The sequence below is a fragment of the Micromonospora sp. NPDC047670 genome (assembly GCF_043204915.1).
Taxonomy (GTDB): Bacteria; Actinomycetota; Actinomycetes; order Mycobacteriales; family Micromonosporaceae; genus Micromonospora.
Genome location: NZ_JBIDDA010000002.1, coordinates 705511 through 726816, shown reverse-complemented (window position 1 = coordinate 726816; position 21306 = coordinate 705511). Strand labels below are relative to the sequence as shown.

18 protein-coding genes, 1 tRNA gene and 1 pseudogene are annotated in these 21306 nt (G+C 74.4%); 12 read left to right on the top strand and 8 right to left on the bottom strand.

The genetic code is table 11. The annotated features are described in order from the left end of the window. Positions 1–12: 12 nt before the first annotated feature. From ACGF7U_RS07930 to ACGF7U_RS07915, 4 genes are all read right to left on the bottom strand, one after another. Positions 13–870, bottom strand: coding sequence for an IS5 family transposase (locus ACGF7U_RS07930; protein ID WP_393104187.1), 858 nt, complete (start codon positions 868–870; stop codon positions 13–15). Further along, a complete protein-coding gene (locus tag ACGF7U_RS07925; protein ID WP_393104107.1) occupies positions 833–1792 on the bottom strand; it encodes a tyrosine-type recombinase/integrase in 960 nt (319 codons plus the stop codon). The genes ACGF7U_RS07930 and ACGF7U_RS07925 overlap by 38 nt, the downstream gene beginning before the upstream one ends. Continuing rightward, complete coding sequence (locus ACGF7U_RS07920) at positions 1789–2061, bottom strand: AbrB/MazE/SpoVT family DNA-binding domain-containing protein (RefSeq protein WP_393104105.1); 273 nt, start codon at positions 2059–2061, stop codon at positions 1789–1791. Before ACGF7U_RS07920 ends, ACGF7U_RS07925 begins: the two co-directional genes overlap by 4 nt. A gap of 326 nt (positions 2062–2387) precedes the next feature. Then, a tRNA-Leu gene (locus tag ACGF7U_RS07915) sits at positions 2388–2471 on the bottom strand. 224 nt (positions 2472–2695) lie between these two features. Here ACGF7U_RS07915 and ACGF7U_RS07910 point away from each other — a divergent pair. The 7 genes and pseudogenes from ACGF7U_RS07910 to ACGF7U_RS07880 all read left to right on the top strand — a co-directional run. After that, positions 2696–2869: pseudogene (locus ACGF7U_RS07910) on the top strand (tetratricopeptide repeat protein); the annotation flags it as partial. A 1812-nt stretch (positions 2870–4681) separates the two neighbouring features. Beyond that, on the top strand, positions 4682–5458 hold the full coding sequence (locus tag ACGF7U_RS07905; RefSeq protein WP_393104185.1) for a fibronectin type III domain-containing protein: 777 nt from the start codon (positions 4682–4684) through the stop codon (positions 5456–5458). 151 nt (positions 5459–5609) lie between these two features. Continuing rightward, positions 5610–8234, top strand: coding sequence for a fibronectin type III domain-containing protein (locus ACGF7U_RS07900; RefSeq protein WP_393104103.1), 2625 nt, complete (start codon positions 5610–5612; stop codon positions 8232–8234). Between the two features lie 27 nt (positions 8235–8261). Beyond that, positions 8262–9257 (top strand): AAA family ATPase, encoded by a 996-nt coding sequence (locus tag ACGF7U_RS07895; RefSeq protein WP_393104101.1) that lies wholly within the window; start codon positions 8262–8264, stop codon positions 9255–9257. A 12-nt stretch (positions 9258–9269) separates the two neighbouring features. After that, complete coding sequence (locus ACGF7U_RS07890) at positions 9270–10445, top strand: DUF58 domain-containing protein (RefSeq protein WP_393104099.1); 1176 nt, start codon at positions 9270–9272, stop codon at positions 10443–10445. Between the two features lie 95 nt (positions 10446–10540). Then, entirely contained in the window at positions 10541–12916 is a 2376-nt protein-coding gene (locus tag ACGF7U_RS07885; protein WP_393104183.1) for a transglutaminaseTgpA domain-containing protein, read from the top strand. A gap of 54 nt (positions 12917–12970) precedes the next feature. Beyond that, entirely contained in the window at positions 12971–13120 is a 150-nt protein-coding gene (locus ACGF7U_RS07880; RefSeq protein WP_393104097.1) for a DUF7003 family protein, read from the top strand. A gap of 166 nt (positions 13121–13286) precedes the next feature. Here the strand turns inward: ACGF7U_RS07880 and ACGF7U_RS07875 are convergent, their stop codons facing one another. Both ACGF7U_RS07875 and ACGF7U_RS07870 read right to left on the bottom strand, forming a co-directional pair. Further along, complete coding sequence (locus ACGF7U_RS07875) at positions 13287–14576, bottom strand: MFS transporter (RefSeq protein ID WP_393104095.1); 1290 nt, start codon at positions 14574–14576, stop codon at positions 13287–13289. A gap of 251 nt (positions 14577–14827) precedes the next feature. Next, entirely contained in the window at positions 14828–15397 is a 570-nt protein-coding gene (locus ACGF7U_RS07870; RefSeq protein ID WP_393104093.1) for a TetR/AcrR family transcriptional regulator, read from the bottom strand. 104 nt (positions 15398–15501) lie between these two features. Between ACGF7U_RS07870 and ACGF7U_RS07865 the strand changes: the two genes are divergently transcribed. Next, positions 15502–16428 carry an NmrA/HSCARG family protein gene (locus ACGF7U_RS07865; protein ID WP_393104091.1) on the top strand — a complete coding sequence of 309 codons (927 nt, stop codon included), beginning with the start codon at positions 15502–15504 and terminating at the stop codon, positions 16426–16428. 131 nt (positions 16429–16559) lie between these two features. Here ACGF7U_RS07865 and ACGF7U_RS07860 read toward each other — a convergent pair whose 3' ends face one another. Beyond that, positions 16560–17864: a hypothetical protein gene (locus ACGF7U_RS07860; RefSeq protein ID WP_393104089.1), complete on the bottom strand. Its 1305-nt coding sequence runs from the start codon at positions 17862–17864 to the stop codon at positions 16560–16562. 176 nt (positions 17865–18040) lie between these two features. On the opposite strand from ACGF7U_RS07860, the gene ACGF7U_RS07855 reads away from it, so the two are divergent. The 4 genes from ACGF7U_RS07855 to ACGF7U_RS07840 all read left to right on the top strand — a co-directional run bounded on the left by ACGF7U_RS07855 (position 18041) and on the right by ACGF7U_RS07840 (position 20109). Continuing rightward, positions 18041–18544 (top strand): hypothetical protein, encoded by a 504-nt coding sequence (locus tag ACGF7U_RS07855; protein ID WP_393104087.1) that lies wholly within the window; start codon positions 18041–18043, stop codon positions 18542–18544. Positions 18545–18603: 59 nt separating this feature from the next. Continuing rightward, positions 18604–18984, top strand: a complete 381-nt coding sequence (locus ACGF7U_RS07850; RefSeq protein ID WP_393104085.1) for a hypothetical protein — start codon at positions 18604–18606, stop codon at positions 18982–18984. Beyond that, entirely contained in the window at positions 18981–19493 is a 513-nt protein-coding gene (locus tag ACGF7U_RS07845) for a MarR family winged helix-turn-helix transcriptional regulator (protein ID WP_393104083.1), read from the top strand. Before ACGF7U_RS07850 ends, ACGF7U_RS07845 begins: the two co-directional genes overlap by 4 nt. 118 nt (positions 19494–19611) lie before the next feature. Continuing rightward, positions 19612–20109, top strand: coding sequence for a DUF523 domain-containing protein (locus ACGF7U_RS07840; RefSeq protein WP_393104081.1), 498 nt, complete (start codon positions 19612–19614; stop codon positions 20107–20109). A gap of 103 nt (positions 20110–20212) precedes the next feature. Here ACGF7U_RS07840 and ACGF7U_RS07835 read toward each other — a convergent pair whose 3' ends face one another. Beyond that, positions 20213–21112, bottom strand: a complete 900-nt coding sequence (locus tag ACGF7U_RS07835; protein WP_393104079.1) for a hypothetical protein — start codon at positions 21110–21112, stop codon at positions 20213–20215. Between the last annotated feature and the right edge of the window lie 194 nt (positions 21113–21306).

Sequence of the window (21306 nt, the reverse complement as noted above, 5' to 3'; positions counted from 1 at the left end):
CAGCCTCAAGCGCTACATCAGCCGGCAACTCTTCCGGACCCTGAACGGCGCCCATTCAGCCACCAGCACCACTTGACAGCTATAGAAGCATCTCATTGTGTTAGCCATCGCCCAATGGATCATCGCCCGGGTGCGTTGGGGCAGGGTCTCGTAGTCACGCACGAGCCGCCGGTACTGCATCAGCCAACCGAAGGTCCGTTCCACGACCCACCGCCGGGGCTGGACGTGGAAGCCCTTCCCGGCAGGACGGGGCACCCGCTCGACGTCGATTCCCAGCCGGGCGCCGTGCGCCCGTACGGTGGTGTTGTAGCCACCGTCGACCCACGCCTTGACCACGGTCGGATGGTCCGCGGACACGCTGGTGAGCAGCTGCCGGCCGGCGGTGGAGTCCTGCACCGACGCAGCGGTGACGATCACGGCGAGGAGCAGTCCGAGGGTGTCGGTGGCGATGTGCCGCTTGCGTCCCTTGATCTTCTTCGCCGCGTCGATGCCCTGGCTGTCCTCGCCGACGTTGCTGGAAGTCTTCACGCTCTGCGAGTCCAGGACCACCGCCGACGGGCTCTCGCGGCGGCCGCGAGCGACCCGAACCCCCTCCCGCAGCAGATCGTGGATCCGCTGCGTGGTCCCGTCCGCTTCCCACTTGGCGTAGTAGTCGTACACCGTCTTCGTCGGCGGAAAGTCATGCGGTAGGTACTCCCAGGCGATACCCGTTCTGGCCACGTACAGGATCGCGTTGACGATCTCCCGCAGGTCATGCACCGGCCGGCTGATCCCCAGGCCCACCCGCGCCGTCCGCCACGCTGTCAGCACCGGCTCGATCAACGCCCACCGCTCATCCGACAAGTCCGACCGATACCCACGCCGCTGCACGCCCACGCCGCGACCAACGAACCAACCCCACCACCGCAACGGCCGAACATGAAACAGCCACTACACGAATCAGATGCCCTCTTAGCCAGTGAGTGCTGATCTGCTGCGCCTGCACCCAGGGCAGGTGCTCACCGATACGCACCCACAGATGGTCGTACCGTCGATAGGTGATCGGCTGCCCGCTGCGGTACCGGAACAACGGCCCCTCCTCCGTCGCGTGCCGCTGCTCGGCGTGCCGCTGCAGGTACCGCATGAGCGTCGGCGACACCGGCTGCCACCGCACCGTCTCACCCTTCTCCCGCAGCAGAATCAGACACTGATCGGGGTCCAGGTCGACCGGACGCAACGCCAACGCCCCACCCCGACGGCATGCCGTCTCGGTATGCAGCCGTAGCAGCAAGCTGTCCAACGCCGGATCGTCACCCGTGCTCGCCGCGACCTCGTTGATCTCCGCCAAGCGAGTGTCCGCCAACGCCCGCCGGGTGCTCGGCAACCGCCGCGGCTTCGCCACCTTCAACGCAGGGTTGTCCGCCTCTGACAGAAGCCCGTCGGCGACCGACCGCCGGTACAGGCAGCGCAACGACGCGATCAGATGCTCCGCCGCACTGCGCCCACCCCGGGCGTTACGCCGGGCCACGACATGCGTCTTGACGTACTCCGCGAACCGCTCGATCTCCGACGGCGTCGGCTCGTCAATGCGCCTCGCGCCCCACTGCTCGACCACGCGCTTCCAGTACGAGCCGTACGCGCGCCGCGTGCCCGCGGTGACGGCAGCCGCCACGACCGGCACGTACTCGGCGAACGTCGGTGCCGGCGGACGGTCCGACGACGCTGCTAGCAGGTCCGTTGGGGAGATGCCCATCCGCGACAGCAGCAGCCGGGCAGCCTCCAGTTCCGCTTTGCCCGCCGTGCCCGCGCTCATGCCGGATCACCACCCAGCACCGCGCGCTCGGCCTGGGCGACCATCTCGTCCAAGGCAATCGGCGGGTACACCACGAGCAGTTTCGCGGCGGGGTCCGCGGATAGTAGGACGCGCTCGCCCGCTGCGAGGCCGCACCAGCGCCGCACCGCAGGCGGCAGCAACAGGTGCCCCTGGCCGGTGACAGTGAAGACTCCCTGGGGGTCGCGGCGCACGACGATGACGCCTCCACCTTGCCGGATGTCCAGACGGGCACCGGGTTCCCAGCCCATTGCTCCGATGATCGACCGATCACGAATCCGTCCACTGCTATCCACCGAAGCCAGGCGATACATCCTCGCTTCGATGCGCTGCTGCGGAAGTGCCGGCATCGGCAGGGGCGCCCGACGCAGCGGGCGGTCAGCACCGGTCCGGGCAGACCTGGCCTGGTCCGGAAGCAGGACCGGAGGGACGACGGAAGCCACCGAGGGCTCAGCCACAGCGACCACCACCCTCAGCCAACACATGGCCAGCGCACGTGGTCGCGAAGATCAGGTTCATGTGGTCAAGGACGCTTGACCACCAGTACGTCGGAGACGGCACGGGTGCCGCAAGTTTGTGTCCGAGGGGGGACTTGAACCCCCACGCCCTATACGGGCACTAGCACCTCAAGCTAGCGCGTCTGCCATTCCGCCACCCGGACTTGCTCGTCCAGCCTACCGCGTCGACCGAGGTGATCAACTCACTCGTCGGCCGGCCCCGGCGGGCCGCACGGGGAGTTACTGTACACGCCCCGGGTGGATCATGCACATCGGCTTCCGCCAGGTGGGCCGGCGCAGGTGGGACGGGGTCCGCCGCTCAATTCCAGCCGGCGGTAAGCGGCGGCCCGGGTAGCGTTCGGCCACCCTTACCCGGCAGCATGGCCACGTGTCCCATCCCTCTCCCCTGGCCGCCGTTCAGCACCAGGCCCTCGCCCTGCGCGCCGCGGGCGATCTCACCACCGCCCGTCGGCTGCTCACCGACGCCGTCGAGTCCGCCCGGCCGCCGTACGGCGCGGATCACCCGGATGTGCTGAGCACCGCGCACCTGCTGGCCCGTCTGCACCGCGAGGCGGACGATCCGGGGGCCGCCCGCCGGGTGCTGGAGGAGGCGTTCGCCGCCGGCGAGCGCCGCTGGCCGCACGCCGACCCGCTGATGCTGGCGCTCTCCTTCGAGCTGGCCGCCGTGGCACACGAACTGGGCAATCGGCACGAGGCTCGCCGCAACTACACGCGCGTCGCCACCCTGGGGCCCGCCGTGCTCGGTGCCGACCACCCGGCGGTAACCACGGCCCGGCAGTATTTCGGCGACGCCGCTCCCGCCCCCCAGCCGAGCGAGCTGCCGGACCTGTCGGCGCTCTCCGAGCCGACGATGTCCCTGGCGGCCCTGTCCACCGCCTGGCGACCGCACGAGCCGGCCGCTGCCGCCCAGCCCTCTCGGCCCTCGACCGCGCAGCCGGCACCACCGCACGTCGCGAGCGGCCCGCCGGCGCCACCCGCTGTGGCGGCCCCGCCGACCATTCCGCCTCCGCCCGCCGTCCCGTCGCGGGCCACCCCCGCCGCGCCGGTGCCGCCGCATACCGCCGGGCCCCCGTACCCGCCGTCCGCCGCCCCGGCGTACCCGGCCCCGCCGCAGGCCACCCAGGTGCCGCCGCCTCCCACGGTGCCGACCCCGCCTGACACCGCGTGGGCTCCGCCCGCCCCACCCACGGTGCCCACCCCGCCGCATTCCGGGCGCGCCCAGATCCCGGCGCCGCCCGCCCCACCGACCCCGCCGCCCATGGGCGGGACCGGCCAGGCCGCCCCGCCGCACGCCGCCGGGGCCGGGCAGGTGGACCACGGCGCTCCGGCGCAGCAGATCCCCCCGCCGCCGGTGGTGCCGGCACCGCGGAGCGCGCCCGCTGTACCGCACCACGCCGCCGTATCCGCGCCGCCGCAGCCGTCGACCACCGCGGCCGCGCGAGCACCGCAGGTCCCGCCGGCGCCCGTGCCACCACCTCCGGTGGTGCCCGCGCAGCGACCGGGCGCCACGGCCGCGCCGACGCCGCCGAGGTCTCCGTGGGCGCCCGCGCCGGCCGAACCGCCCGCGAACCGGGACCCGTTGGCGCCCGCCCCGCAGAGCCCGCCCCGCCCTGCCCCGCCGGCGGCGCAGGGCACGGCCGCGCCCGCCGCGACGGGCAGGGCCGTCCCGCCGTCGGCCACGCCCGCGGTGGAGTCTCCCGTGTCGTCGTTCCCCGCCGTGGCGACGGGCGACGGGCCGCCCGCTGCGCCAGCCCCGCGACACGCGGCACCGCCGGCCGCGCCAGCGGTGTCGAACCCACCCGTGCCGCCGGCCGTACCGGCCCCGCGACACGCGGCATCGTCCGCCGCCCCCGACCTGGCGGAGCCGCCCGCGCCAGCGGCGGCTGATCCGGCCCGGCCGGAGACGCAGGAACGGCCGCCGCCGTCCGATTCCGGGTGGGACAGGCCGACGATCCAGGTACGGCAGATCGGGCCCCTGCTCGCCGAGGAGATCGCCCGCGCCGGCGGCACGCCGCAGCCGGGCGCGGACACCCGCGCGCCGGCGAGCCCCGCACCGCCGGAGACGCCGTCGTTGGCCGCCTCCCCGGCTGCGGCACCGCACGCCGCACCGGCGCCGCACACGCCCGCGCCAGCCACGCCGGTCAGCACACCGTCCGCGCCGCCCGTCAGCGCACCACCGACGTCAACGGCCAGCGCGCCCCCCGGGCCCACCCGCCCGGTCAGCGCGCCCCCGCCCCGGGCCAGCGCGGCGCCGGTGCTCCCGCCGCCACCGTCCGTACCGGTCAGCGCCCCACCGCAGCCCGTCAGCGGGCCGCCCGGGTACCCGCCCGTCAGCGGGCCGCCGGGGTACCCCGTGAGCGGGCCGGCGCAGTACGCGCAGCCGGTCAGCGGGGTGCCCACGCCGCTCTGGAGCACGACCGCGCCGCAGTGGAGCAGCACGGCTCCCCCGCAGGCGCCGAACGACCCGACCGCCACCGGCGACAGGCACGACCACGTCGGCGCCTACGACCGGGACGTCGCGGACGAGCAGGAGGGCCGCGACCAGACGCCGGCGTACCCCGACATCGAGACGTTCCCCATGCGGGAGGTGCCTCGGCCCGACGCGCCCGAGGCGTTCCAGCAGGGGCCCCTCGGCCCACCGCCGGCGTACCCGATGATCGGGGAGCCCGAGGAGCACGGCCGCAACCGGACAGCGATGATCGTCGCCGTGGTGGTCACGGTCCTGGCGCTCGCGGCGCTCGTCGGGGTGGGCGTGCTGCTGCTCAGCCGGGAGGCCGCGCCGCCGTCGGGGCCCGCCTCGCCGGTGGCGGCGACGGCCACGGGGGCCGCCCCGAGCGCGACCCGCCCGCCGCCGGGCGGCCTGAGGCTGCGGGACGACTCGGCGACGATCACCCTGACCTGGACGGACCCGACGGGCAGCGCGGTGCCGTTCATGGTCGCCGGCGGCCGGGCCGGGCAGAAGCTCGGCGTGCTGGCCACGGTGGACCCGGGCCAGACCAGCTACACGGTCAACGGGCTGAACTCGCGGGTGGACTACTGCTTCACGGTGCTCGCGGTCTACTCGACGGACTCGTTCGCCACGTCCGGCCAGGTCTGCACCGAGCGGGAGAACAGCACCCCGGCGACCTGAGACGTCCGGCGTGCAGGTGCGCACGCTGGGTGTTGACGGCGGGACACTGCGGGTTCCCCCGCCCCCGGCCGGGCCATATGATGGCACCCGGCTCAGAGGACGGTCGCCGGACGAGGCGCCACCTGCCAGGACACACGGGAGGCAGCCGGTAGTGGCCAGCATCGACGACGCCGTGGACGCCGGCACCCCGCGCCCCCGCTCCCGCCGCATGCGGGGCGGGCTGGTCACCATCGGCACGGTGGCCGCGCTGCTGGCCGCCATGGGGCTGACGGTCCTCGGTCTCGGCGCGGCGGACAACGCGGTGGCGAGCCACGACGCGAGTTCCTGGCTGTGGAGCACCGCGCGCAGCGAGCTGGCCCGGGTCAACGGGGTCACCGCGCGCGTCGACACCCGGGTCGGCATCCCGGGCGCCCGCCGACACCCGATGCAGGTCACCCAGACCGACCGGCTGCTGATCCTGCGGGACCTGAACACCGGTCAGGTCAGCTCGCTCGACCTGGCCACCCTGCAGATCACCGCGACCACCCGCACCACCCCGGGCCTCGGGGTCAACGTCGCCCTGCACGAGGACGCGGCGTTCGTCGTCGACGCCGTGCAGGGCATCGTCCGGCAGCTCGACCCGCGGTCCCTGACGCCGGTCGGCGAGCCGGTGCGCTACCCGCCGGGCATCACCGGCGGTTCCTTCGACGGCGAGGGCCGACTCTGGATCGCGGTGCCCAGCGAGGGCACCGTCTCGGCGATCACCGCCGCCGCGCTGCCCTCCGCGCCCGCCTCGGCCCCCGCCGGGGGCGGCCTCAGCCCGAAGCAGGTCGAGACGTACGACGTCGCCGACGCCAGCCACGAGCTGGTCGTCTCCACCCTGGACGACGGCGTCGCGGTGCTCGACCGCACGGCCGGCACGCTGGTCACCGTGCAGCGGGGCAAGCTGCGATCGACGCCGCTGACGATGAGCGCTCCCGGCGCGTTGCCGGCGCGGACCAGCGGGCCGACGGTGCCCGTGACGGTGCCCGGCGAGCGGCGGGTGCACGTGGTCGGCGACGACGGCGAGGTCAGCGCGTTCACCGTGCCGGGCGCCGGCGACCGGCTCAGCCCCGCCGTGGCGTGGGCCGGCCGGTTCTACTGCGCCGACGAGGCGTCGGGCACCGTCTACGCCTTCGACGCGGGCGGCCGACTGGTCGACACCATCCGCAGCCGGGGGACGGGGCCGCTGGAGCTGGAGGTGCGGGAGAACCACCTGTTCATCAACGCCCCCGACTCGGCGACCGCCCGGGTGGTGGACGACCGGCACCAGGTGCGCGAGGTCGACAAGTACGCCAACGACGTGCTCGGCGGCGACCCGCCGCCCACTCCCCCGCCGCCGCCCCCGCCGAAGAAGCCGAAGGTCGGCAAGCCCGGCGCGCCGCGCAGCGTCACCGCCGCCGCCGGCAACGCGCAGGCCCGGGTGAGCTGGCGGCCGGCCCCGGCCAACGGCGCGGAGATCACCAGGTACGTGGTGGAGGGCGCCGGCCAGCGGGTGCAGGTGGGCGCCAACCAACGGGCCGTGGAGATCAAGGGCCTGACCAACGGCGAGACGTACCGGTTCTCGGTGCACGCGGTCAACGCCAAGGGCGACGGCCCGGCGCGGACCAGCAACCCGGTGACGCCGACCGCCGCGGTGCCCGACCCGCCGGCCAGCGTCACCGCCCAGGAGCGGCCGGACGGCACGGTGCTGGTGCGCTGGCCGGCGGCGAACGGGCAGGGCAACACCATCGCGAAGTACGTGGTCACGGCGACCTCGGCGGGCACCAACGCCCCGGCCGGCGAGTCCCGCAAGACCGAGCTGGTGGTGCCGGCCGGCGAGCTGGAGTACGGCACGCAGTACGCGTTCACCGTCGTCGCCGTCAACGACCGGGGCGCCGGCTCGGCGGCCTCCCCGGTGAGCAACACCGTCGTGCCGTACGCGGCGCCGGGCCGCCCCGCCGAGCTGCGGGCCACCACGGTGGCCGACCGGCCGGGCACCGTCGCGGTGCAGTGGTCGCCGGCGGAGGCGAACGGCCGCCCCGTGACGAAGTACCTGCTCGACGTGGGCGGACGCAGCAGCGAGGTGACCGACACCCGGGCCACCGTCGACGGGCTGGGCAACGGCCAGAACGTCACCGTGAAGGTGAAGGCGGTCAACGAGGCCGGCCCCGGTCCGGAGGCCACCGCCACCGCCCGGACGGTGGCCGAGCCCCGCATCACCGTGACCGGCTCGTCGGCGACCGCCACCTCGGCGACGGTGACGTTCACCGTGGACGCCGGCGGCGGCAGGGCGACCTGCACGCTGAGCACGCCCGGCGAGCCGGCGAAGACCGGGAACTGCTCCGGCATCACGATGACGGGCCTGACGCCCGGCACGAAGTACACCTTCACCGTGACCGCGAGCAACGCCGCCGGAAAGGGCACGGCCACCCGCGCCCAGGCCACCGACGCCCTCTACGGGATCGCGACCTGCAACAACGGCCCGGACGGCGCCCAGCGGACGTACTGCGACTCCGACGTCGACGGCCGCAACGGCAACGAGGTCTTCTCGGTCACCCGGCAGGACAACGACCGGCAGGTCGGCTGGGCGAAGCCCGGCACCCGGCTGAAGGCGTACTGCAAGAAGGCCGGCGAGAACGTCGACTCCTGGATCTACAACAACCAGAAGCAGAGCACCTGGTGGGTGCAGGTCGAGTACTCCGGGCGCAACTACATCCCGTGGGCCTGGCTCAACCTCGAGGGCGGCGACAACATCAACGTCCTGCCCACCTGCTGACCCACCCAGGCAAGGAGCACCACCGACGTGACCCCCCAGGAACCGCTCACCCAGCCGGAGGTGCAGGGCTTCGCCGCCCTCGCCGCCCGGCTGGCCGAGAACGTCAACGCGGTGGTGCTGGGCAAGCCGCAGGTGGTCCGGCTGGCGCTGACGGCGCTCTTCGCCCAGGGGCACGTGCTGCTGGAGGACGTGCCCGGGGTCGGCAAGACCACCCTGGCCCGCGCCATCGCCGCCACCGTGAAGGGGCAGTGGCGGCGCATCCAGTTCACCCCGGACCTGCTCCCGTCGGACGTGTCCGGGGTGACCATCTTCAACCAGGCCACCCGGGGCTTCGAGTTCCATCCGGGGCCGGTGTTCGCCAACATCGTCATCGCCGACGAGATCAACCGGGCGTCGCCGAAGACGCAGTCGGCGCTGCTGGAGGTGATGGAGGAGCGCACCGTCACCGTGGACGGCGTCCGGCACCCGGTGCCGCAGCCGTTCCTGGTGGTGGCCACCCAGAACCCGGTGGAGATGGACGGCACCTACCGGCTGCCCGAGGCCCAGCTCGACCGGTTCCTGGTCAAGCTCTCCGTCGGCTACCCCGACGAGGCGGTCGAGGTGGAGGTGCTGCGCGGGGCGACGGTCCGCTCCCCCGAGGCACTCACCGCGGTCACCGACACCGCCACCGTCGGGGAAATGGTCCGCATGGCCCGCCGGGTCCACATCGCCGAGCCGCTCTACACGTACGCGGTGCGACTCGCCGCAGCCACCCGCACCCACCCGCAGGTGCGCGTCGGGGTCAGCCCCCGGGGCGTGATCGCGCTGACCCGGGCGGCGTGCGCGTACGCGCTTATCGACGGGCGCGGCTGGATCATGCCGGAGGACCTGAAGGCGCTGGCGGAGCCGGTCTTCGCGCACCGGCTGCTGCTCACCCCGGACGCGCAGGTGCGCGGGGTGACCGCCGCCGAGGTGCTGCGTCAGGCGGTGGCCTCGGTGCCGGTGCCGCTCCCCTCGGGCCAGCCGGCCCCGGTCCAGGGCTGACCGGCCACGCCGGTGTCCGCGCTCACCGCCCGAGGTGTCGGGCTGCTCGTCGCCGCCGTCGTGCTGCTCGGCGTCGGCTTCCGCTTCGCGTACCCCGAGCTGACGCTGCTCGGCGCGGCTGCCGGCACCGCCGTGGGCTACGCCGTGGCGACGGCGGCCTGGCGGCCCCGGCTGGAGGTGACCCGCAGCGCCGACCCGGACCGGGTGGCACGGGGCGAGCCAGCCGCGATCACGCTGACCGTGCGCAACGCCGGCCGGCTGCGCGCGGCGAGCCTGGTGGCCGAGGACCGGTGCGGCGACCGGGTGGTCCCGGTGCCGCTGCTGCGGCTGCGCCCGGGCCGGGACACCACGGTCCGCTACGACGTGCCGACCTTCCGCCGTGGGGTGGTGCCGGTCGGGCCGCTGCGGGTGACCCGGCGCGACCCGCTGGGCCTGGTGGCGCTGGCCCGCCCCTACGGCGGCACGGTGCCGGTCTGGGTGCACCCGCGGATCCACCCGCTGAACGCGGTGCCGACCGGGGCGGGACGCAGCCTGGACGGCCGGGTGGACAAGGTGCCGCACGGGTCGATCACCTTCGACTCGCTGCGCGAGTACGTGGTCGGCGACGAGCTGCGCCGGGTGCACTGGCGCACGAGCGCCCGCGTCGGCGAGCTGATGGTGCGGGAGAACGTGGACACCAGTCTGCCCCGGATCGTGGTGCTGCTGGACAACCGGGCCGCCGCCCACCCGGAGCGGGTGGACGGGGTGGCCGAGTCGTTCGAGTCGGCGTGCGAGGCCGCCGCCTCGGTGGTGACCGCCGCGTACCGCGAGGACCTGCCGGTGGTGCTGCTGATGGTCGCCCCGGAGCCGTCCGGGCCGGACTCGGCAAGCGACGCCGTCGCGCTCGACAGTGCGCCGCTGGACCGGCTGGCCGCGGCACGGCTCGCCGCCGACGACGACGTCATCCAGCCCGCCACCGCCCGGCTGCGGCGGGAGCGGCTCGGCGACACGCTGGTCTTCCTCACCGGTCCGGGCGGCCGGGGCGACCTGGGTGCGGTGGGCGCGCTGCGCGCCGCGTACCCGTCGGTGGTGGTGGGGATTTTCGGGGCGGCGGAGCCGGCGCCGTCGGGCACGGCCGGCCTGGTCGTGGTCGACGTCCCGGACGGGGCCGGTTTCGCCGCCGAGTGGGACGGGGTGCGCCGGTGGTGACGGCGGCCGGCGCCGCGGCAGGGCCGGGAGCCGGCGGGCCGGCGGGGCCGGGAGCCGGCGGGCCGGCGGGGCCGGGAGCCGGCGGGCCGGCGGGGATCGGCAGCGCAGTCGGGGCGGCCTCGGGTGGCGGGCCCGGCACCGGCGGAACCGGTGTCGGCGACAGAACCGCCGGCGGCGGGGCGAGGCGGGCGCTGGGACGGGCGCTGCGCGCGGCCCCGGTGCCGCTGGCGCTGATCGCGATGATCGGTCTGGCCGGCGCGGTGCTCGGCCGGGTCTACGCCGGCCCGCTGCTGACCCGGCTGGTGCTCGGGGCCGCGGTGGGTTCGGTGCTGGTCAGTGTGGCGAGCCGCCGGCTGCCCTCGTGGCTGGTCGCGCCGGTCTCGGTGACCGCGATGGCCGGCTGGACGGCCTGGTCGCTGCGGCTCACCGCGACCCGGGCCGAGCTGCCCGGCGGTCTCGCCGACGTCACCGCCGACGCCGCCGCGAACGGCATCCCCCGGCTGCTGACGGCGATGATCCCGGTCGAGCCGACCCCGGACACGGTGCTGGTGCCGCTGGTCGCCGCCTGGCTGGCCGGGCTCGCCGGCGCGGAGGTGGCGCTGCGGGCGGGCCGGGTGCTGCTCGGCTACCTGCCGGCGGTGCTGCTCTACGCCGCCGCGCTCTACGTCGTCGGCCCGAACGCCGACCCGGCGATCGGGCCCACGCTGGCCTTCGTGGCCGTGGCGGCCCTCGGCCTGGCGGTCCCGCCGGCCGGCCCGGTCACGGCCGGCGGTGACCCGACCGCCGGGCTGACGCCGGCGGTCCGCGCCGCCGTCCGGGCCCGGCTCGCCGCCGCCTCCGCCGCCGGGCTGGCCGTGGTCGTCGCGCTGGCCGCCCTGCTCGGCCCGGCCCTCGCCGGCCAGGTCGACGGCCGGCCGGTGGACCCCCGCCGCTACGTCGAGCCACCGCAGGTGGAGGCGCTCGACGAGAGCCCGCTCATCCGCATCTCCGGCTGGGCGCTCAACCCCGGGCAGAAGCTGCTCGACGTGCGTACCGACCGGCCGGGCGCGCCCACCCCGGCGCCGACCCCCGACCCGGAGGCCGGGCCGCAGGCCGCCGGCCGCCCGGCGCCGATCCGGCTGGCCGTGCTCAGCGACTACGACGGGGTGACCTGGCGGGTCGGCGCCACGTACCGCAACGCGGGACGGATCCTGCCGGCGACCGTGCCCGCCCCGGACAGCACCGTGCGGACCGTACGCCAGGAGATCACCGTCGCCGACCTGACTGGGCGACTGCTGCCCGCCGTCGCCACCCCGCGCGAGGTGACCGGGGCACGGGTGGCGTACGACCCGGCGACCGGGACACTGATCCGGCCCGAGGGACTCACGCCCGGCCTGCGTTACACCGTGACCTCGGCCGTGGAGACGCCGGACCACAACCTGCTGAGCACGGCGGACGTGCCGGCCGGCGACGAGGTGGCCCGGGTGCTGCGCGTCGCCGACGGGGTACCCGACCCGCTGCGCCGCCTCGCCGCCCAGCTCGCCGAGTCCAACGGCGCCCCGTACGCCCGGGCCGCCGCCGTGGAGCAGTTCCTCGCCGAGCACTACCGCCTGGTCGCCGACGCCCCGAGCGGGCACGCGTACCCGAACCTGAACTTCTTCCTCTTCGGACCGCGCAACGCCGGCGGCCAGCGCGGCACCTCCGAGCAGTTCGCCGCGGCGTTCGCCGTGCTGGGCCGGCTGGCCGGGCTACCGACCCGGGTGGTGGTCGGCTTCCGCTCCACCGGCGACGGCCCCGTCCGGGCCGGCGACGCGTACGCCTGGCCGGAGGTCCTCTTCGACGGGCTCGGCTGGGTGCCGTTCGACCCGCTGCCCCGGCCCGACGAGGAGCCGCGCCCGGTCGAGGAGGACTTCCGCCCGACGCCCGAGGAGCCGCCCCCGTCCGAGGTGCCGCAACCCACCGTCGAACCCACGCAGCCGCCGGAGCCCGTGGCCGCGCCGGGCGCACCGGCCGACGGCAGGCCGTCGACGGCGCTGCTCGTCGGCGGCGGCACGGGCGGCACCCTGCTGCTGGTGGTGGCCGCCCTGCTCGTCCTGCTGCTGATGCGCCGCGCGCAGACCCGGGCGCGGCTGGGGCGGGGCGACCCCGGCCAGCGCATCGCCGGCGCCTGGCGGGAGGTCACCGACGCGCTGCGGCTGGCCGGCCGGCCGGTCGGCGACGACCTGGCCGCCACCGAGGTCGCCGCCCAGGCCCACCGCGCCCTCGCCGACGCGACGGCGGCCCACCCTACCGCCGGCCGGGACGCTCGGATCGACGAGCTGGCCGCCCTGCTCAACCAGGTCGCCTTCGCGCCCGGCACCGCGACGGTGGAACAAGCCGACCGGGCTGCCGCCGCCGCGAGCGCCTACGTGACCGAGTTGCGGGCGTCCCGTCCCCGCTTGCGCCGGCTGCTCTGGTCCGTACGCCCCGGCCCTCTGCGCTGGCATCGCTGAGCGACGGGCGGCAGCCGGACGGGTCATCTCCGCAGGTGACCCACCGGTGGGCCGGTGGCGTGGTCCACGAGCCGCCGCGCCGCCGCGCGCTTCTGGTCCGGTGAGGTGGCGCAGGTGCTTGCTGCCGCCGACCCGACGTATTACCCGCCGACGCTGCCGCCGAACACCCACTGGAGTAGCTGGCCCATGTCCGGCCAATTGTGATCCGCCGGGGACTGCAGAAGAACCGGCTCTGTCTCAGATTCGGTGATAACGAAGGGTGCTGGTTAGCTGAGTGGGATGCGGTGTCGTAGCGGGTGGGAGCCGCCGCGTCCGCACATTCAGATGTTCGGCCCGCTTTCCCGCCCTTCCTCCCCGTGTTGCGCGGCAGCTAAATGTCATCGGGTGCGCCAGCTGCATGTCGGGCCGGTAGGAACGCCATCCCGATGCCGGCTGCCGCCGCCGCGAATCCGGCCACAGCCACCGACAGACGGTCCGCGCCGAACGCGGCGCCCGCACCGGCCAGAGCGGCGCCGGCGGCCGCCGCGGTGATCTTCAGGCCGGCTCCGAGCGTGAAGACCTGCGTGTGTACGACGGCCGGCGTGTGCCGGTCCCGGCTGGCGAACAAGGCGGCCGCCTGCGGCCCCAGGAAGAAGCCGGACACCGCGAACACCAGCAGGCCGGCGACGACACCCGGCACCAGCGGCAGCATCGCGAGCGGCGCGGCGCTGGCCGCGATGCACGTCATCACGACACGTTCCGGCCCGAGCCACCGGACCGGACGCCGCGCGTACGCCAGCGAGCCCAGCAGCCCACCGACCGCCATCGCCGACAGCAACGCGCCGGTGGCGTAGCCGGCGTGGTACCGCGCTGCCAGCAGCGCCGCCACCATCGGCGTCGCGCCGGCGCTCACCGCGGCGAGACTCGTCGCGACGGTGACGGCGCGCAATGATCGTGTTCGCCAGATCGTGGCGAGCGCGTCTCCGCCGATGGCCCGAATGTTCAGGGCGCCGGTGGCGGGTGGCCGGTCCGGCAGGGAGAGGCTTGCCATGCACAGGCCGGCGACCAATGCGCAACCGGCGATCACCACCGTCGCCGGACGGGGCCCGAGAGCGGCCGACAGCAGCGCCGCCACGGCTGGCCCGCACACCCCGGCCGTGTTGTAGGTCATCACGTCCAGCGCGTACGCCCGGTCCCGGTCGTCGGCGGGGACGAGGTCGCGCAGGAGGCTGGAGAGACCGCCGGTGGCCAGCGGCGCGAAACATCCACCAGCAACGGCGACGGCGAGAACGGCAGGCGCCGGTAGCCGCCCGGCCGACACCGCGCACGCCGCGATCGCGGTGCCGTACGCCATCAGGAACGCCACGTACGTCGGCGTGCGCCGGCGCACCCGGTCGGCGAGGGCGCCGACCACCGGGGCGGCCAACACATGCGGGACCATGAACGCCGCGACGAGCAGTCCACCGAAGACGGTGCTGCCGGTGACCGCCAGCGCCAGGAGGAGCAACGCCACGCGGGCACCCTCGTCGGCCAGGCGCGCGAGGACCGCCACAGCGAGATACCGCCACACGATTCGCCACACCGCAGCGACCCTAGCGTCGCCGTCAGCTGGGCGGGCACCATGACGGATGTCACCAGGCGACGCGACGCGCAGCGGCCAGACGCCGGACCGGGACCTCATCGCCGCGAGGCCACCGCGAGTCAGACCGCCAACCGGCTGGGGAGCAGATCACCACACTCACCGCTGAACTCGCCCAGATCGAGCGTGAGCTAACCGGCCTGACGACCGCCCGCACCACACTGCGCGGGCTCACCCGCAGCCGAGTTCACCGCTGATGATCCGACCATCGCCAGCCCCCTCTGACATCTGCGTGAGGGCACCGCCTCGACAGGTTCGCGGCGTGCGCCAACCAACACCCGTACGCGCTGCGCTCACCTCTGACGGGGACTGACTCCCACCACGGTCAGGGCGAGTAGTCGGTCCGCCTCCGTAGCGGGGTCCGGATGGTGTTCCGTGGCCAGGGCGATACCGGTGATCAGCATGATCAGGTCGGTGATGGTCACGCCGGGCGTCAGCGCGCCATCGTCCGTTGCGCGGCGTACCAGTGGTTCGCCCGCTTCGGTGAGCCGCGCCGAAGCGCAGTGCTCGTGCGCCTCGGCGGGGTCCGCCGCGCTGTCGCGGGTCAGTGCGATGGCCAGTCCTCGGATGGTCGCGGCGGACGCGGTGACGGCACTGAGCCATTCCAGCAGCGCGGCCCGGGTATCGGCTCTGCCGCCCAGGTCGCGGGCGTGCGCGCACAGGGTCTCGATCCGTTCACGGAAGACCGCCTCCAGCAGTGCGTGGCGGCTGGGAAAGTGCCGGCGCACCGTGGCTGACCCGACTCCCGCAAGGCGGGCGATCTGTTCCAGGGATGCGTCGGCACCGTGCGCGGCGATCTCCTGCTCGGCCACGGCGAGCAGGCGCGCGTAGTTGCGCCGGGCGTCTGCACGCTGGACCGGCATTGGTCACCTCGAGGTTTGCTAAGTGGCGGGGCCCTCCGTATAGTAGCCAAGCACAAACGGTGGGCCCCGCCGTTTAATGGCCGCGCAATCCAGGAGGAGCCCTCATGCCCACCGATCCCGCACCCGTCCTGGTCATCGGCGCCACCGGACAGCAGGGCGGCGCCACCACCCGTGCCCTGCTCGCGGCGGGCGTCCCCGTCCGGGCACTGGTCCGCAACCCCGCCACCGACCGGGCGAGGGCCGTCGAAGCGCTCGGTGCCGAACTGGTCGTCGGCGACCTCGACGATCGCGACTCGCTGGTCAGGGCCGCGCAAGGAGCCCGAGCCGTCTTCTCGGTGCAGATGCCCGCGATGAACGGGGCCTCCATCGACTTCGAGGGTGAGCTGATCCAGGCCGTCAACCTGATCGAGGGCGCGCTGGCCGCGAAAGTGCCGCAGTTCGTGCACACGTCCGTCTCCGGCGCCGGACAGCACACCCAGACCGCCGGCTGGGTCGAAGGGCGCTGGGCGCCCCTGGAGCCCTACTACGCCACCAAGACCAGCATCCAGAACCGGGTACGCGAGGCGGGCTTCACGCACTGGACGCTCATCAAGCCGGGCTGGTTCATGGAGAACTTCCTGCCCTCCTCGGCGTACCTCTTCCCCCGGGGCGTCGAGGGCGGCCTGGTGACTGTGCTGAAGCCACAGACCCGGCTCTCCCTCGTCGCGGTCGATGACATCGGCAGTGCGGCCGCCGCAGCCATCGCCGAACCCGATCGGTTCAACGGGGTCGAGCTGGAACTGGCCAGCGACTACCTGACCATGACGGAAATCTCCAAGATCCTGTCCCGTGCACTGGGCACCGAGCTGACCGCGCCGGAGATGACCGAGGAGGAAGCGATCGCCGCGGGAATGCCGGTGTGGGCAGGCGTCTCACACGCACACGTGAACGTGGCCGGGCAACCCGCCCGCCCGGAATTCGCCCGAGCGCTCGGCATCCCCCTCACGACCTTCGAGGAATGGGCGCACGAACACCTCCGGGCCACAGCCTGACCCGGTGCGGGGCACTCGCTCTGTCCACCGGTCCAGCCGTCATCCTCAGCGCTCCCGGGCGCTGCCACGGTCCCGCGATCATCGCCGGTACGGCACCGCCGTACCGGCGATGATCGCCCGCGGCTTCGTGCTCACAGTTCGACGGGCAGCGCGCCCTCCCAGAGCGCCTCCGCCTCGTGGACGAAGTGGCCGCACCATGGGCCGTCGTCAGCCCGGATCGCGAACTTCGGTTCGCCGGGTGCCTGGTACGTGTAGTACTCACCGAACACGGCGCTGTGCGGCGACCGGGTCTCCTCGGTCGGGTCGACCGCGACGAGGCCCAGCGCCAGTGGATGCCGGGTCAGCCGGACGGCGATGTCCCCGCCGGTCGACCGCCGCAGCTCGCGCAGCAGGCCGAGCGCGTGCCGGCCCCGCTCCCGCGTCCTGTCCGCCGACCGGTGTGCGTAGTAGCGCTCGGCGGCGACGTCGATCGCGGGTGAGTCCGGATCGACGAGGAGGAACCGGATGACGCAGCCGGACGTGAGCCACTGCTCGAACCGCTTGTACTCGCTGGTGAGCAGGGTGTTGCGGGTGACGCCGGTGATGAGCAGGTGCCGCGCGCGCGACATCACCGCCAGCAGTTCCGGGCCGAAGTCGTCGGCGAACGCCGGCCGCGCGGCCCGTCGCACCGCCTGCTCCACGGTGGGAGGCCACGGGTGGGCGTCCTCCCACATCCGGTTGGCCTCGGCGACGAAGTGCGGGAACCAGTACGCGTCCCGGGTGTCCAGCCGCAGGATCGGCGCGGCGTCCGCCGAGGGCCGGTACTCGTAGTGCTGCACGACGATGAAGCCCCGCTCGGACTCGACGTCGACGGCGTTGACGCCGATGTGCGGCACCGCCGTGGTGACGCGCACCTCGAGCTGCCCACCTGCCCCCCGCAGGCCGGCGAGTTCGTCGAGGGACGCGCGGATGCGACTGCGCAGACGTTCCACGCGGGCGGAGTCGGCGGTGGAGCTGGCGGCCGCCCGCACCGCGCCGTCGTCGTCCGGGTCGACCAGCAGCACCCGGACGTGCGCGCCGGCGGCGAGGGACCGACGCAGGTGTACGCGGGTGGTGGCGATGGTCCGCCCCAGCGACCTGCCGATGAGCAGCAGCGACCTGGCCTCCTGGCGCCGGGCCGCCAGGTCCTCGGGAAAACCGGTCCGCAGCACGTCGGTGTGGGTGGTCGTCCGGCTCTCGGCGATCTCGGCGATCTGCCGCCTGGACCGGATCTGCGCCACCGCGAGGAAGGTCAGCAGGCCGAGCGTCGCCGAGGACAGGGCGGCCGCGTTGGCCATCCCGGCCGAGCCGAGCACCGTGAAGACGAGCGCGCCGACGGCCAGCACGTAGAGGTCGACGTCGCGGTGGGACACCGCGCGTCGGATCAGTTCACCGAGCGTCCGCAGTGGACGAGACATGGCACGAGGGTACGTGCCGCGAGCGCTGCCCGGGCCGACGGCTGCCCCGGCGTGCGTGACGGGCCACCCATGGCCCGCGCCGCCGGACTTCCCGCGGCGCGGCACCGACGTACGAGGCGAGCATGCTGAGTACGGCCACTCAGGCGGCCCGCGCCGTGCCGGACCATGATCGGGGAATGATCAGCGAAGAGGAGGGCGGGCGGCACGACGGCGCCGTCGCGCAATCTGCCGCCCCTCGCGAACGAGGCCACTGGGCGCAACCCTGGATCCTGCTGATCCTGGCGCTGCCCGGCGCCGTGTGGTCCTGGTACGCGGCAGTCGTCGCCTCCGCGCCGTTCTTCGGCGAGGAGCCCTCTCCGGTCGACCGCGCCACCACCGCCGCCGCTTTCCTGTCCGGGGCGTCCCTGTGGCTGGCAACGGCCCTGCTGGCCGCGCTCATGTTCCGTCGTGCCGTCGTGCCGGTGCTGTGCGGCCTCGCCGCCGTCGGCTTCGCCGCGCTGGCCCTGTCGGGGACGCAGCCGCGCGCCTCGCTGAGTGAGGCGGACATCGCGGGGTCGCTGTCGGCCTGGACTCCGCCGACGAGTTGGGGCCTGGTTCTCTGGGGCCTCTTCGCGCTGGTGGCGTGGGCGTACGGACGCCTGCGCGGCGTCCGGTCGGGTGACCGGCGCGCGGACCACTGACGGGTCGGCCCGGCGACCCCCGGAGTGAAGTTCGTATGCGATACGCATACAATCGCCCCGTGGAACCCGTCTTGGAAGCAGCAGTCAACCGCTGGCATGCGGCAGTCAACGACGGCGACCTGGCCGCGGCCGAGGCCGCCGTCAGCGACCCGATCGTGGTGTTGGGCCCGAAAGGCGCCGGCCCGATCGGCCCCACCGCGTTCGCCGAGTGGGTGGCCCGGTCGGGGATCAGGTTGGTCCCGCGGTCGTGGCATCCCGTCAGCCATCGTCTGATGGTCGTCGAGCAGGACGCGACCTGGCCCGAGAGCACCGCCCCGACCCGGGTCGCCACGGTCTTCAGGACCACCGGGAACCGGGTGTCGGCGGCCCTGCGACTGCCCGACCTCAGGGCCGCCCTGGAGTTGGCCCATATCTGCCGCGAACTGGCGGCGACCGAGTGAGCAGCGACGACGCCTCGCGGCCCGCTGCTGATCTCGCCGCTGGCCCTTGCGCAGGTTCGGGAGAGGCGGCGGCTGCGACCGGCCCCGGCCAGGTCCTCTTCGAGTTCGTCCGGCACTGGTCCCGGCGGTGGAACGCCCCCGGCGACGGTCGCGCCGCACAGCGGGGCCGCCACGTGCTCGTCACGGAGGCCGTGCGTTCCGTCGGAAGTCGGGGCGCCGCGACCGTCAATGCCGTGGCCCGCGAGATCGGCATCGACCAGAGCGGCGCCTCTCGCCTCGTCAGGGACGCCGCCGGCGCCGGCTACCTGGAGATGCGCCCCTCGGCCGTGGACGCGCGTCGCAGGGAGGTGTCGGTCACCGCCGCCGGCCACGTGCTGCTCCAGGAGGCCCACGCGTGGCAGGAGAGGGTGTTCGATCACCTCACCGAGCAGTGGTCCGTGCGGCAGCGCGACGAGTTCCATCGGGCGATGCTCCGCCTCCTCGAACGCTCGCACACCCTCGAACCGTGACGAAGCCACCTGTCACCCGTTCCGCCACCACGCGGCAGGCATGGGTCGCTGGCGACGGAACCCGGCAACCGTGGACCCCTGGCAAGGACGGCTGGCCCGCGGCGGTTACGGTGCCCCGGTGCGCAGGGTGTTGGTGAGCGGCTGTCTGGGAGGCTCCCCGATCCGCTTCAACGCGACCGGGGTGGATGTCTGCTCGCCGATCTGGGACCGCTGGGCCGCGGAGGGCCGCCTGGTGTCGTTCTGTCCCGAACTATCGGTGGGGCTGCCGGTACCCAGGCCACCGGCCGAGATCGTCGGCGGCGTCGCCGCGGAGGTGCTCGACGGTGACGGCAGGGTGCGGGAGGTGACCGGGCAGGATGTCACGGACCTGTTCCGGCTGGCGGCGCGACGGGCCGTGGACCGGGCTCGGGCGGCCGGGGTGGTCCTCGCCGTCCTCGTGGACCGCAGTCCCACGTGCGGGACCAGCCGGGTGCACGACGGGTCGTTCACGGGCCGCACGGTTCCCGGGCGCGGCCTGGCCGCCGACCTGCTGGTCCGCGCCGGAATCCCCGTGTTCCACCAAGGCCAGTTGGCGCAGGCCGCCGCCCTGCTCGACGGGTTCGACCGGGACGGCTGAGGCCCCGATGCCGGCCACCACGGGTGGCCACGCCGAGACAGCTGGCGAGCCGGGATTCGTCGCGATCAACGAGTGGCTCTGACCCGACCTATCGAAACGCTGCCTAGCCTCGAACGGTCGTCGCCCACGCCCCGGCCGCGCTCGCGACCTGCTGCTCCCACGCCGGCGCGCCGCCTCGGACGGGCCAGGCCCGCGTCCTGCCCTCCTCCGGCTGGGCGGCGCACGCCTTGGCGAACCGGTGGGCGAGCGCTTCCGCCGCCCGTAGCGGGTCGGCACCGCTCCGCGCGGCCTGCGCGATCACCCGATCCGTCAGCGCGGCGTGGGCGGCCGTTGGGTCGTTCCGCTCGACCTCGGGATCCGCCACGAGGGACAGGACCAGGACCGCCGGATCGACTTCCTCGGCGAGTGCCGCGACCAGACGGCAGTGGCCGTCCAGCAGCAGATAGCCGTCGAACGCGCTCACCGACCACAGCAGGATCGGCGGCAGCACCCGCTCGCGTGCCTGCCTGCGGTAGGCCTTGACGCGGGCGGCGTCGGCGCCGGGCAGCCGCCGCAGGGGAAGCACGCCGTTCCAACCCACGCCGAGCCAGTCGAGGTAGGCGGCCGGATAGTCCCTGGTGAGGTCGCCGCGCAGACAGTACGGCGGCAGCCGACGGGGGCCGAGGGCCCACCGCCCGTCGTGCAGCGGCCCCGCGTCGGCGTCGTACAGCCAGGAAGCGAACCGGTGCGCCCAGCGGTCGTGCCACGCCGCACCACCGGAAGGGCCGGTCCGCCCCGCGTCGTCGGCTCGCAGGGGAGGCAGCGGCGAGACGTAGTCCCCGGTCCGGTACACGTGCATGCCGTGGTTCCCGTGGTGCGCCCTGCCGAACAGGACCGGGCGGTGCCGCTGACGCAGCAGCAGGCGCCGGCCGGACGCGACCTCGAGGCGCAGGTCGGGCGAACGCCGACCGGTGACGCCCAGCCCGAGGGCACCGTCGACGGTGTACAGGTTCGTCCGACGCACCGGTCGAGCCTAGGACGGTGGTGCCCGACCGGAGGGCGGCGGCACCGTGCCGACGTCGCCCGGTACGCGACCGGTACGGCGCCGGGGCGTCTGGTTGACCCGTTCCCCGCACGCGCCTGCTGGTCCTCTGCGCGGTGACCGACCACGCGGCGGTCGGCTCCGCACGCCGACACCACACCCCGGCCCTGTTTTCG

Bases quoted from the DNA above. Each gene is read 5' to 3' on its own strand.
- ACGF7U_RS07925 (WP_393104107.1), bottom strand. From the start codon at position 1,792: ATGAGCGCGGGCACGGCGGGCAAAGCGGAACTGGAGGCTGCCCGGCTG.
- ACGF7U_RS07860 (WP_393104089.1), bottom strand. From the start codon at position 17,864: ATGTCTCGTCCACTGCGGACGCTCGGTGAACTGATCCGACGCGCGGTG.
- ACGF7U_RS07870 (WP_393104093.1), bottom strand. From the start codon at position 15,397: ATGCCGGTCCAGCGTGCAGACGCCCGGCGCAACTACGCGCGCCTGCTC.
- ACGF7U_RS07855 (WP_393104087.1), top strand. From the start codon at position 18,041: ATGATCAGCGAAGAGGAGGGCGGGCGGCACGACGGCGCCGTCGCGCAA.
- ACGF7U_RS07920 (WP_393104105.1), bottom strand. From the start codon at position 2,061: ATGGGCTGGGAACCCGGTGCCCGTCTGGACATCCGGCAAGGTGGAGGC.
- ACGF7U_RS07865 (WP_393104091.1), top strand. From the start codon at position 15,502: ATGCCCACCGATCCCGCACCCGTCCTGGTCATCGGCGCCACCGGACAG.
- ACGF7U_RS07875 (WP_393104095.1), bottom strand. From the start codon at position 14,576: ATGAGGTCCCGGTCCGGCGTCTGGCCGCTGCGCGTCGCGTCGCCTGGT.